Genomic DNA, 12,074 nt, shown 5'->3' with positions numbered 1-12,074 from the left:
CTGAAGCTGGAGCCGCAGTGGCGCTGTTTCTTCGATGACGGCGCGGTGCTCGACCTGGTGGGCGACGTCGATGCGATGGCCCGGCGCATCGATGCCTTCGCCCCCGGTGGCGAGGTCGGCGAGGGCTACCGCCGCTACATCGAGCAATCGGAGCAACTGCACCGCATCTCGGAGAACTTCTTCTTCTGGAAAAGCGTCGAGGGCATCGGCGACACCTTCAACCTGCGCAACAGCTTCAGCCTGAGTACGCTGGCCGACGTGCTGGCCTTGCGCATGGGCCGCACGCTCGGCGGCGTGGTGCGCGAACACGTGAACGACGCGCGCATCGCGCAACTCGTCGATCACTTCGTGCAGTACGTCGGCTCCAACCCGTTCGCAGCGCCGGCGGTGCTCGGCGCCATCGCGCACATGCAGACGCACGAAGGCATCTGGTACCCGCGCGGCGGCACGCGCTCGGTGCCGCAGGCGCTGGAGCGCGTGGCGCGCGAGTTGGGCGTGGAGGTGCGCACGGGCACGGCCATCGCCCACATCCAGACGGCCGGCGGGCGCGTCTCGGCCGTCGTCACCGCAGCGGGCGAACGCGTGCCGGTGCACGCCGTGGTCTCCAACATGGACGCCGTTCGCACCTACCGCGAGTTGCTCGATCCGGACCAAGCCGAGCGCGGAGCGGCGCTGCGCGAGCGCGAGCCGGCCTGCTCGGGCGTGGTGTTCTACCTGGGCCTGGACCGCGCCTACGAGCACCTTGCCCACCACGACTTCGTGTTCTCGCGCAATGCCGAGGAAGAGTTCGACTACATCTACCGCCGCGGCGATCCGGCGCCCGACCCCACCTGCTACTTGGCCGCCCCGGCGCGCACCGAGCCCGGCGTGGCGCCGGTCGGCGGCGAGGCCCTGTACATCCTGGTCCACACGCCCTACCTGCGCCCGCACCACGACTGGCGCGTCATGCTGCCGGCCTACCGGCGCGTGGTGTTCGACAAGCTGGCGCGCTGCGCCGGCCTCACCGACCTTGAAGATCGAATCAAAGTCGAACGCCACCTGACGCCGCAAGACATCCACGACCGCTACCGCGTGCTCAACGGCGCGATCTACGGGCTGGCCAGCCACGGCCGCTTCACCGGCGCCTTCAAGCCAGGCAACCGGCGCCGCGATGTCCCGGGCCTGTACCTGGCTGGCGGCGCGGCGCACCCCGGCCCCGGCATGCCGATGGTGCTGATGTCGGGCTGGATCGCGGCCGACGCCTTCGATACGGACGAGCGCGCCGCAGCCGCCCCAGCCGGTTCGTCGCGCCTTGTCGGGGCGCAGCGATGAGCCCATGACATCCTCGCGCGCGTTCGGGGATCCGGTACCCCGGCGGTCGGCTCGCTGGGTGCGCTTTTTCGGCGCCGTGATGGCCCGCCACGTGCGTGCGAGCTTTCATGCGCTGCGCATCGTCCGCGCGGGTTGGCCGCAGTTGCCGCCCGACACCGCCGTGGTCGCTTACTGCAACCACCCGTCGTGGTGGGACGCGGCCGTGCTGCCGGTGCTGGCCACGCGGCTGTTCCCCGGCCGCTGCAGCTTCGGCCCGATCGATGCGCAGGCGCTGCGCAAGTACCGCTTCATGGAGCGCATCGGCTTCTTCCCGGTCGAGCAGGCCTCGTGGGCCGGCAGCGCGCGTTTCCTGCGCACCGGCCAGGCGCTGCTGGCGCGGCCCGACACGCTGCTGTGGATCACGCCCGAAGGCAGCTTCACGGATCCACGCCGGCGCCCGATCTCGTTGCGGCCCGGACTGGCGGCGCTGCTTGCTCGTTCGCCGGCCGTGGTGGCGCTGCCCGTGGCGCTCGAGTACCCGTTCTGGACCGAGCGCACACCAGAGGCGCTGGTGCGTTTCGGCGCGCCGGTGCTGCCGGCGGAACTGGCCGACCTCCGGCAGCCGGAGATCCAGGCCGCATTGGAGCGGGCCCTGGGCGAAACCATGGACGCGCTCGCCATCGATGCCATCGCGAGGGACGAAACGCGCTTCACGACGCTGCTCGAGGGCCGCGCCGGCATCGGCGGCGTGTACGACGGCTGGCGGCGGCTGAAAGCGTGGTCACAGGGAGAGCGCTTCAACCCCGCTCACGGCACTGGTCCGCGGGAGAAGTCGAGATGACGGCGTTGGCCTGGGCGGCGGCCTTGCTCGCTTTGCTGCCGCTGCTGCTCGGCCTGCGCAACCTGAGGCTGTTTCGGGTGCCGCGCGAGCCGGCCCCCGAGGGCTGCCGCGTGTCCATCCTGATCCCGGCGCGCGACGAGGCGGCCAACATCGGCGAAGCGGTCGCGGCGGCGTTGGCGAGCGTCGAGGTCGAGGTCGAAGTGGTGGTGCTGGACGACCAGTCGAGCGACCAGACTGCGAGCATCGTGCGCCGCCTTGCGCAGCACGACCCGCGCGTGCGGCTGGTCGTCCCGCCGCCCTTGCCGCCCGGCTGGGCGGGCAAGCAGCGGGCTTGCCGGCTGCTGGCCGACCAAGCGCGGCACGAGGTGCTGATGTTCATCGATGCCGACGTGCGGCTCGCGCCCGAGGCGGCGTCGCGCGCGGCCGGTTTCCTGCTGCGCGAGGCGAACTTGGGCTTGGTCAGCGGCTTTCCGCGCGAGACGACCGGATCCATCGGCGAGCACCTGGTGATCCCCTGGATCCATGTGCTGCTGCTCGGCTATCTGCCGATGGATTTCATGCGGCATTCGCGCCGGCCCGCGTTTGGCGCCGGCTGCGGCCAATGGATGGTGGCGCGGCGCGATGCGTACTTCGAAGTCGGCGGCCACGGTGCGGCGCCGGCCTCGCGCCACGACGGCGTCAGCCTGCCTCGCAGCTTTCGCGCGGCCGGCTGGGGCACCGACCTGTTCGACGCCACGCCGCTGGCGCGGTGCCGCATGTACCGCGGCTTTCGCGAGGTCTGGGACGGTTTCGGCAAGAGTGCCGGCGAAGGCTTGGCCACGCCGGTGGGGTTGCCCGTGTGGACGCTGCTCATCGCCGGCGGCCACCTGCTGCCCTGGCTGCTGCTGCCGCTCGGCTTGGTGACCGGGCAGGCGCAGGTGATGCAGCTCGCCGCGCTGGGCATCGCCGCCAATCTGGTCCTTCGTGTCCTGCTTGCTTGGCGCTTCGGCCAGCATCCGGTGGGGGTCGCCCTGCATGCGGTGGGTGGGGCGCTCGTGCTGGCCTTGAACGGGGCCGCACTGCGCCGGCATGTCGGCGGCCGGCCAAGCCTGTGGCGCGGACGAGCGTATGTCGGTGGGCGACGCATCGATCCGGCCGAGCCTGGCGCATCTGTCTCGCCGGCGCCGCGACGCCGTAGTTCAAGCTAGGGAGGGAACGGAGCTTGCTCGGTGGGGTCATCCGTTATCTCGTTCGAGCGCCCCATGAGCAGTCCAGTCCCTTCCGTGAATCCTGCCGGCAACCCGCCGCCCCTCAACGCTTTGCGAGAGCCTGACGGGAGTGGCTTGGCCTTGTGGTCGGCGTTGTTCGTGGCCAGCAGCGCCTTGCTGGTGTTCCTGGCGACGGAGCCGGCACATGCTTGGCCGAATATGCAGCCGGCCTCCGCTTTTGCAGCGGGTGACGAGGACGCTGCCGTTCTGCCTGCACTTCAGAAAAGCGACTCCTCCCTGCCTGTTCGGCCAAGTCCTGACCGCGACGCTTGGCAGTGAATCCGCGTACTGAGGGTTTTTTTCGCGGCCAAATATGTTCTCCAACCTCACCCGAACCCTCATGGCCAGTGCGATCGCTTTGGCAGGCATGGGCTTGCTGAGCGCCGCCCAAGCGCAAGGCGTGGGCCAGCACCCTGCGGTATATGCCCCGCGGGCTCTGCCCGCCGTTGATCCGTCAACCTTCATCGTGAGGCATCCCGCAGGCCTTGCGTCGCGTAGCGGGCACGCGAACCACGAGCACCCGGCGGTCACCCGCAAAGCAGCCCTGCCGCTGCTGGATACCGGCCGCTATCTAGTGCAACCCCCGGCGACGACGAGTTGGAGCGCCGCCAGCGAAGGGCAAGCCGCAACGCTGGCGCAAGTGCCGGTCATCGTTCGTTGACCGGTTCACTGACAGGAAGCGACGGCGCGGTCATGGCAGTCGGATGAATCCCCACCAGCCTGTCTTGCGCAGGCTGGCGCACTGCGCGTGTCCGCTGAACCGGCTCAGCTTGCACTGCCTTTGCATGCACACGTAGTCCGTGTAGCGCTCCTGCTGGGCGCAGATTCGGCGAGGCGATTCGCCTCGGCGCGCTGCGACCTTGCGTTGGCTGATGCCGCCCGCCTCGGCAACGCTGGACGGTCCGCCGCGGACGTTGGCAGGCGCCTGGGGGACGCCATGCGCGCTTCCCTGGGCCACCGCACTGGTCGTCCCGGACTCGGCTGCCCGCATTGGCCGGGCCGGCGGTTCGGTGTTCATGGCTGGCGTGCGCCATTCAGTGATCAGGCCGGCGTCCGGGCCAGTCCCGAACTCTTCCGTTTCCTGCGACAGTGGCATCCCCGCAACTTGCAGTTCCTGCGGCGGCTCGTAGACCGGTAACTCTTGCGTGTGGATCGCTTCCGGTTCCGGTTCCGGTTCAGCGACGAGCCCTGGCGCTGCAAAAACGTCCGGATTGACTTGCCGCTCGGCGACGGCGGCGGCCGAACTGGCCATCACGGCCATGTCGCGGCCGACGCGGTGCTCGTCGAACGAATGCCAGCCGACGCTTCCCACGGCACCCAGCAGGACCGCTGCCATGCTCCAGGGCAAAGCCCGTTTCAGGCGCGCCTGGCGAGGTGGCCGCAGTGTCGGACACTGCTGCGATTCCTGCGGCGGTTTCGGCGATGCGCCGCCCGGCGGCCGGGTCGTCTGCGAAGCGGCTCCGGCCTCCATGTGCGTCGCTGCCGGCCCAACGCCAGAGGCCGGCACCGAGCCGCGCCATCGTGCCGCCAGCGAAGCCGAAGCCGCTGGCCAGTGCTTCGACAGCGCCGCCGCAGCGCCCTGGGCGCGCGTCAGCAAGCGGCGGGAGGTTGCCGTGGCGGCGCCTTGTGCCGCCGGTGCCGGGCGCAACGGTCCGGCCTCCCACGTTGCAGCGGCAGCCCGGGCCGAGTCGGCCCCGCCCAGCGCCAGCGCCTGCCTGAACTGCGCCACGCTCTGGGGCCGGTCCGACGGGCGCAGCGCCAGCGCCCAGTCGATCGACGCCAGGAAGCCCGGGCTGTAGTTCAGGCCCGGAAAACTGGCAGACAGGGTGCGCACTTCCAAGGCCAGCGAGGCCAGCCGGTCGCTCACCGCACGCACGGTCGACGGAATGGGCGGCCGGGCGGTGATGCAGTTGCGCATGACGGCGCCCAGCGCATAAAGGTCGGTCCACGGGCCCTGGCGCAGATCGGTCGCCTCGGCATACTGCTCGATCGGCGCGAAGCCCGGTTTGAGAATGGCCGTGAGTTGCTGGGAGCCTTCGCCGACGATGTGGCGGGCCGCCCCGAAGTCCAGGAGCACCGGCGTGCCGTCGGGCAGCAGCAGGATGTTGTCGGGCGAGATGTCGCGGTGCAGGCAGGACTCGGCATGCAGCGCCTCGATCGCCCCGAGCAGCGAGCCGATCAAGGCGCGCAGCCAGGCCTCGTCGGGCGGGCGCGGCATCGCCCGGCGCGCGGCCAGCAGGGTCGTGCCTTCCAGGTAGCGCATCGCCATGTAGGCGGTGCCGTTGGCCTTCCAGAAGTGATGCACGCGCACCAGCGACGGATGGTCGAAGCGCGCCAGCATGCGCGCTTCCTCGATGAAGGAATCCAGGCCTTGCTCGAAAGTCTGCCCGTTCGACGGCGTGCGTAACTCCACCTGCGCGCCTTCGCCGCGCATGGCTAACGCCGAGGGCAGGTACTCCTTGATCGCGACCAGCCGGTCGAGCGCCGGGTCACGGGCCAAGTAGACGATGCTGAAGCCGCCCACGCCGAGCACGCGCACGATCTCGAATTCGCCGACCCGGCTGCCGGGAAGGAGCGCGACGCGCGCATGGCGCTGATAGTGCTGCGTCGGCTCGAAGCCGGGAATGGCGTTGGGTGTGAGCATGACAGGGGCCGCGGGGTAAGCGGAGAACTCGGCACGTCGGGGGCGGCGATGTCGGGCACTCGGCTCCGGGACGGCGATTTTCAGCTTGTAGCGTCGCAAGTACGGCCAATGTGTTCGCGAGCACACACAGTGCGGGCGCGATAGTGCCCGTACGGCCGAGACGATGCTTGCACGCAACGGCCAGGGTGGACGCCACCCCGGCCGGGGTGGCGTCGAACCTCAGTGCAGCGGTCCGTCGCGGGGGCCAGCCGGCAGCAGCAGGGCAAGCGCGAAGCACCCGACCATCAGCGTCGCCGTCATCAGGGAGGGCCCGGCCAGGGCGGGCGAAGAACGTCGACGGGAATAAGAAGCCACCGCGCCGCTGATTTCAGGCAAGGCGCGCAATGCGGGCACCGTGCGGACGGCTTGCACGACGGCGCCCGATGCACTTGCGGCAGTGCTCACACGCGCCAGAACGGCCGTTGCGCTGGCTGCCGCGGAACGTACCGCTTTTTGAGCCATGAAAAAGGCGCGTGTCTCGGCCACCGGATCCCGGCCGGCTCGCAAGTCATCGCCCGGTGGGCGTGCGTTGCTCAAGCGGTTGCCGGCCATGCCTTCAACAAGGCAGCGGCCCGAGCGGCGGTCCCACAGCCAGTAGAAGCCTTCCACCAGCGTCAGGATTTGAACCGGCGTGGCTCGCACCAGCGTGTGGCGGTAGCCGTCGGTGTCATACAACGTCTTGGTGATGTCGAGGAGAGTGCGCGACATGGTGTCGTTCTCGTTGGAGGCGCGCGGTCGGGTGGGGCCACGAGTCTCGAGTCGAAGAAACAGACCGGCGGTGCCGGCCGCTGAGCCTTGATGCGGCTTGCGCCGCTGGGCATGGCAGTTAGGATGACGCGGTACGCCACCCAGCCAACCTCTGAAAAACGACCGCAAGCGGCCGCAATTCAGCCGACTTTCAAGATGCGTCGGCCGCACGCCCAGGATGAAACTGCCCCCACGCCTACTTCGTTTGCTGATCCTGGAGGGGGTGGTCGGTGCCCAAGGCCGACGTCAGTGGGCCACCGCAGGCTCCCGGGCGGTCCAGCAGGCGCCGACATGACATCGGCCCGGCCCATACCGGACGACGTGCGTCGCTTCGTGATGACCAGTGTGCCCACCGTGCCGTACCTGGAAGCCATGCTGCTGTTTCACACCGCGCCTGAGCTCCAGCGCAACCGCGCCGATGTGGCTTCGCTGCTCTATCTGAACGAACAGACGGCCGGCGAACTGCTCGAGGCCCTGTGCTCGGCCGGCGCCATCGCGCCCGTCGAGAGCGCGCCCGGGCGTTTTCGCTATGCGCCCGGCGAGGCCGCACACGCGGCGATCAGCAAGCTGGCGGAGGTCTATGCCGGCAACCTGGTCGGCGTCACCAACCTGATCCACGATCGCACGCAGCGCAGTGCGCAGCGCTTTGCCGATGCGTTCAAGCTCCGAGAGGACCGATGAATGGACAAGATCATCTACACCCTGTGTGCCCTGACGGCCGCCACCACGGCAGGCCTGCTGCTGCGGGCTTACCTGCGCACGCGCTTTCGGCTGTTGCTGTGGAGCGGCCTGTGTTTCGTGGCCTTGACGGTGAGCAACGTGCTCCTGGTGCTGGACCGCGTGGTTTTCGAGAGCAGCGATCTGGCGACCTGGCGCCTGGCCGCCGGTCTGGCCGGGGTGCTCCTGCTCGTCGGCGGACTGATCTTGGAGGGCGACGCGTGAATCCGCCGCCGAGCCGGCTCGAGGCGGGTTGCGTTCCGGGCGCCGAGCGCACGACCGGCCGCGAGTCGCACACCGCCGGCGACACCGGGAGGACGGCATGAGCGGCGTGGCCAACGAGATGCTGCTGGGCGCGATTGCAGTGGCGTGCTTCGTCGCCGGCCTGCTGTTCTTGCGCTACTGGAACAGCACGCGCGACCGCTTCTTCGTCTTCCTCGCGCTGTCGTTCTGGATCGAGGCCGGCAACCGGGTGCTGATGGGCGTGCTGGGCGGCTGGACCGAAGCCGATCCGGTGCACTACACGATCCGGCTGGTTTCTTACGGGCTGATCCTGTTCGCCATCTGGGACAAGAACCGGCCGCGGCCCAAGTAGGCCGGCGGTTGCGACCCGGCCGCGCCACTGGGTAGGCCGTGTCGGGCGGCTATAAAAAAAACGGTGCGGCACACGCAAGGCATGCCGCACCGTTGCTTGGACACAAAGCGGCCGAGGCCGCCTTCGATCAGAGCGCGCCGTTGTCCCAGGGACCGGTCAGCGCAAACGTGATGCCCGGGCTCTGGATGGCGAAGAACAGCCATTCGTTGTGGAAGGTCGCGCCGACGAACTCGCTGCCGCGGCTGTCGGACGTGAACGAGCGGCCCGACGGCCGGCTGTAGTTGCCGACCGAACCCCCCGCGCGGAAGTCGAGGTTGTTGGCGCAGAAGGGAAAGTGCGTGCCGTCGAGCGTCAGGCCGTACAGCTCCTTCGGGTTGCCGCCACCGTCTTCGCACAGGATCAGGCTGCCGCGCGGGCTCCAGGCGATGTTGTCGGGGCCGTCCACGTCGCCAGCGCCGCCGGCCGACTCGAACACGAGCGAGAAGGTCTCGCGGCGCGGGTCGTAGGCGAAGATCTGCCCCTTGCGTGCCTGGCCGCCGCTGGTCGAGCACACATAGATGACGCCGTTGCCGTACCAGCAGCCCTCGCCGCGAACGATGTTCGAGGCGCCCTGCACGAGGCCTTGGGCGCGCACGCCGCCGTAGCTGGTGCCGGTGACGAAGGGCTTGTCCGGCTCGGCGATGTCGACCCAGCTCACGTCCCAGGTGGCGCCGGCCGGCTGGGCCACGCCGGTGTTGTAGTAGCCGTAGTTGATGCCCTGGATGTCGATGCTGGCGTTGTTGACGGCGGCGAGCTTCATCATCTGCAGCCGCCCGCCCTGCGCCGGGCGCCCCGGCACGTTGGGAATGAAGCGGTAGAAGCCGCTCGGCGTGCTGTCTTCCGTCTCGTAGATGATTCCGGTGACCGGATCGACCGCCGCGGCTTCGTGGCTGAAGCAACCCATGTCGGTGATCGGCACCGGGCGGGCCGGGCCGGAGGCGGGCACGTCGAACACGTAGCCGTGCTGCTTCGCGTTGCCGCTGTGCAGGCCGTTGCTCGATTCCTCGCAGGTCAGCCACGAATTCCACGGCGTCGGGCCTCCGGCGCAGTTGCGCACGGTGCCGGAGAGCGTGGCCCAGTCGCTGACCCACTTCTTGAGCCGCGTGTTGAACACCATGTTGGTGGTGCCGCCGGCGGCCGTCGGGTCGTAGGTGAGCTTGGGCGGCGCGAAGGAGTTGCCGTTGCCCTGTTCGTGGTTGCGCACGATCACCACCTTTTCCGCGTCGGAGGCCACCACGGCCATGCCGTCGTGCGCGCCCGGCGTGGCAATGCCGTCGCTCATGACGTCGCCGCGCCAGCCGTGCGACCAGTATTTGAAGCCGGCCGGCAGCGTCAGCAGCGGCAGGCCGGTCACTTCGTCGGCCACCGGCGAGAGGGGGCCGTAATCGGGGCTGAAGGGCAGTTCGACCGCCTTGGCTTCGCCGGAGCCGAGCAGAGCGAAGGGCATGCCCACGCTCATGGTCGCGGCGGCGGCCACGCTGCTGCGGAGGAACCCGCGGCGGCCGAAGCTCCAGTGGGGGTCCATTTGGCGCGTCGCGTCACTCTTGGTGAAGTCGCGCATCTGGTCGATTGCATCGTCGCGTGTCGTCATGTGTCTCTCCGTGGAGGGGTGGAGGGGGTGGGTGGGACAGGGTTCAATCGCGGCGACGCCCGCGCATCATGCCGGCCATCAGCGCCAGGCCGAGGCCCATCAGGGCGTAGGTCTGCGGTTCGGGAATCGGCGCTGTCACGCTGATGCGGTAGTCGAGGCTGCCGCTGCCCAGGCCGTCGGCGTAGTCGGCGATGGCGAGGACGAAGGGGCCGGTGCCGAAGACGTTGTCGAAGCTCACCGTGGCCGGCTCGCCGACACCACCGAGGTCGAACGGACCGCTGCCGTCGGCGCCGGCGGCGAACGTCGTGTTGAGCGAGCTCGACAGCATGTCGAAGTAGTTCGCGGTGTCGGACTCGATGCCGTACCACACGCCGACGATCGGATCGAAGCCGGCCGACAGCGGCGTCACGGTGATCGACACCGGCTCGAGGAAGGGCACGCTGAACTGCCAGAACGACCAGTTGTCGCCGTTGCCGAAGGGGCCGCTTTCGGCCAGCACCGAGCCGGACTCGATGCTGCCGGCGGCGAGTGTTCCGGCGAAGCTGATCGGCGCGGCGTGAACCGTGCCGGCGGCGAACAGGCCGGCCGCGAGCAGCGGCAGGGACGCGCGCCGCAAGGAAGTGAGAAAGGTCATGGCTGGGGCTCCTGGGGGGTGTGAAGAGCCAGGAGTTGACCGCCGCATGTTCAAGGGCGATGGCGCCCACCCCGTGCTGAATGGCCCATCGCGGGGCGTGCCATCCCGCAGCGACCGTCACCTCTTCGTCATCGACGACGGCCCGTCGCTCCCGCCGACAGGCGCCCGGGCGCTGTGTTCAGGGCAGGGCGGCGTCGGCGTCGCACGCCAACAGGTCGAGGCTCAGCGCGCTGGCGACCGCATGTGCGCGGTTCGCCGCACCGAGCTTGCGCAAAATCTTCTGCACGTGGTTCTTCACCGTCAGCGGACTGAGGCCGAGTTGCTCGCCGAGCTGCGGGTTGCTCAGGCCCCGGCACAGGCCGGCTAGGATCTGTCGCTCTCGAGCCGAAAGGGCGGGGCCGCCGCCGGGTGGCGTGGCGGGCGCGCCGGGCCGGCGCAGTTCGCCTTCGAGTCCCTGCACGCGCCGCCAGATCGAATGCACGAAAGGCAGGAGCAGTTCGAGATGCACAGCGTGCTGCACCGTGCTGCGGCCGCCCGGGGTGGCGAACACGAACAGGCTTTCGATCTCGTGCGGGCGCTGGGGCCGCGACACGCCATGCACGAGCAGCTGCCCGATGCCGCAACCCAGCAGCAGCTCGCGCTGCGCCGCGGCGCAATCCACGGCGGCATGCGGGACCGCCGGCGGAGGGGGGGCCATCGAGGTCAGCTCGACGCAAAGCGCGCGACCGCCGCCCTGCACCCAGGCGGCACTGAGGCTGCGCATGAGCGCCGCATGACTGTCGCTCAGCAGTTCGAGCACGGCGCCTGGCAGCACGACGCTGTGAAAGGCGTCGTGCACCAGTTCCTTGCGCTGCCGTTGGTAGGCACCGCACACGACCACCTTGTGCGGCAGCAAGCTTTGCAGGGAGCCTTGGCTCCAGAGAAAGAAGTGATGCCGGCGGCGCACTTGTGGCGCTGCCTCGATCACTCGCACCAGCGCCTCGCATTGGGCGGTGGACAGGCCGGCAGGTGGCCCGGCGCCGGGTTCTGCCGCCTCCCGGTCAGTCCCGCGGCCGGCGGGGAAACGACCTGTCGGGCTTGGATCCAAGGATTCGGAAGGCAGGGACGCTGAGGGGGGCATTCGGAGTGCGCGGGGCTTGGGGCGTTCGGAAGACGAAGCGTTGAGGGTCGACGCACAGGTGATGGGCGGACAAAGACAGCCGGGCAGCCGGCCAGGTAGCCTAGGCGGCGGTAATGACTGCGTCATGAATCGGCGCCTCCAGCCAGGCAAAGCGCCGCGCTCGACGCGGAAGCGGTTGAAAGTGCGCGTGAGGCCCCTATAATCCGCCGCTAGCACTCGCAATCGTTGAGTGCTAACAGCTTTTCACGAACGATTGCGCCGGCGGACCCACTCGCGAGCCGGTGCCGATTCGTTCGGAGCAGCGCTCAAACACCGTTACCACCCCTTAGGAGATGCGATGAAACTTCGTCCTTTGCACGATCGCGTGATCGTCAAGCGCCTGGAACAGGAAACCAAGACCGCCTCCGGCATCGTCATTCCCGACAACGCCGCCGAGAAGCCCGACCAGGGTGAAGTGCTGGCCGTCGGTGTCGGCAAGCGCAACGACAAGGGCGATCTCGTCGCCTTGAACGTGAAGGTCGGCGACCGCGTCCTGTTCGGCAAGTACAGCGGCCAGACCGTCAAGGTCGA

Annotated in this window: 13 protein-coding genes; 8 read left to right on the top strand and 5 right to left on the bottom strand. The window is 69.2% G+C overall.

The features are described from left to right. The 4 genes from H0W38_RS07040 to H0W38_RS07025 form a co-directional block, all read left to right on the top strand. On the top strand, window positions 1-1,311 hold a 1,311-nt coding region (locus H0W38_RS07040), incomplete at its 5' end, for an NAD(P)/FAD-dependent oxidoreductase (RefSeq protein ID WP_292452410.1). Window positions 1,312-1,315: 4 nt separating this feature from the next. After that, window positions 1,316-2,131, top strand: coding sequence for a lysophospholipid acyltransferase family protein (locus tag H0W38_RS07035; protein ID WP_292452408.1), 816 nt, complete (start codon window positions 1,316-1,318; stop codon window positions 2,129-2,131). Then, a complete protein-coding gene (locus H0W38_RS07030; RefSeq protein WP_292452406.1) occupies window positions 2,128-3,318 on the top strand; it encodes a glycosyltransferase in 1,191 nt (396 codons plus the stop codon). Before H0W38_RS07035 ends, H0W38_RS07030 begins: the two co-directional genes overlap by 4 nt. A 400-nt stretch (window positions 3,319-3,718) precedes the next feature. Further along, a complete protein-coding gene (locus H0W38_RS07025) occupies window positions 3,719-4,039 on the top strand; it encodes a hypothetical protein (RefSeq protein WP_292452405.1) in 321 nt (106 codons plus the stop codon). A 30-nt stretch (window positions 4,040-4,069) separates the two neighbouring features. Here H0W38_RS07025 and H0W38_RS07020 read toward each other — a convergent pair whose 3' ends face one another. Further along, a complete protein-coding gene (locus H0W38_RS07020) occupies window positions 4,070-6,022 on the bottom strand; it encodes a serine/threonine-protein kinase (RefSeq protein ID WP_292452403.1) in 1,953 nt (650 codons plus the stop codon). Between the two features lie 219 nt (window positions 6,023-6,241). Further along, entirely contained in the window at window positions 6,242-6,769 is a 528-nt protein-coding gene (locus tag H0W38_RS07015) for a hypothetical protein (protein ID WP_292452402.1), read from the bottom strand. A gap of 330 nt (window positions 6,770-7,099) precedes the next feature. Here H0W38_RS07015 and H0W38_RS07010 point away from each other — a divergent pair, with 330 nt between their 5' ends. The 3 genes from H0W38_RS07010 to H0W38_RS07000 all read left to right on the top strand — a co-directional run bounded on the left by H0W38_RS07010 (window position 7,100) and on the right by H0W38_RS07000 (window position 8,120). Then, complete coding sequence (locus tag H0W38_RS07010) at window positions 7,100-7,489, top strand: hypothetical protein (protein WP_292452400.1); 390 nt, start codon at window positions 7,100-7,102, stop codon at window positions 7,487-7,489. Beyond that, a complete protein-coding gene (locus H0W38_RS07005; RefSeq protein ID WP_292452398.1) occupies window positions 7,490-7,750 on the top strand; it encodes a DUF5985 family protein in 261 nt (86 codons plus the stop codon). A 97-nt stretch (window positions 7,751-7,847) separates the two neighbouring features. Beyond that, window positions 7,848-8,120 (top strand): DUF5985 family protein, encoded by a 273-nt coding sequence (locus H0W38_RS07000; protein WP_292446993.1) that lies wholly within the window; start codon window positions 7,848-7,850, stop codon window positions 8,118-8,120. Between the two features lie 127 nt (window positions 8,121-8,247). Here H0W38_RS07000 and H0W38_RS06995 read toward each other — a convergent pair whose 3' ends face one another. The 3 genes from H0W38_RS06995 to H0W38_RS06985 all read right to left on the bottom strand — a co-directional run bounded on the left by H0W38_RS06995 (window position 8,248) and on the right by H0W38_RS06985 (window position 11,279). Beyond that, window positions 8,248-9,750 (bottom strand): alkaline phosphatase PhoX, encoded by a 1,503-nt coding sequence (locus H0W38_RS06995; RefSeq protein ID WP_292452397.1) that lies wholly within the window; start codon window positions 9,748-9,750, stop codon window positions 8,248-8,250. 43 nt (window positions 9,751-9,793) lie between these two features. Next, window positions 9,794-10,384, bottom strand: a complete 591-nt coding sequence (locus H0W38_RS06990) for a PEP-CTERM sorting domain-containing protein (RefSeq protein ID WP_292452395.1) — start codon at window positions 10,382-10,384, stop codon at window positions 9,794-9,796. Between the two features lie 178 nt (window positions 10,385-10,562). Then, window positions 10,563-11,279, bottom strand: a complete 717-nt coding sequence (locus H0W38_RS06985) for a helix-turn-helix transcriptional regulator (RefSeq protein ID WP_292452393.1) — start codon at window positions 11,277-11,279, stop codon at window positions 10,563-10,565. 562 nt (window positions 11,280-11,841) lie between these two features. Here H0W38_RS06985 and H0W38_RS06980 point away from each other — a divergent pair. Beyond that, window positions 11,842-12,074 (top strand): co-chaperone GroES (locus tag H0W38_RS06980; protein WP_292452392.1); only part of this gene is annotated, 233 nt, incomplete at its 3' end.

This window comes from Methylibium sp., assembly GCF_013817365.1.
Taxonomy (GTDB): Bacteria; Pseudomonadota; Gammaproteobacteria; order Burkholderiales; family Burkholderiaceae_C; genus Methylibium.
This window is presented reverse-complemented; position numbering and strand designations above follow the sequence as displayed.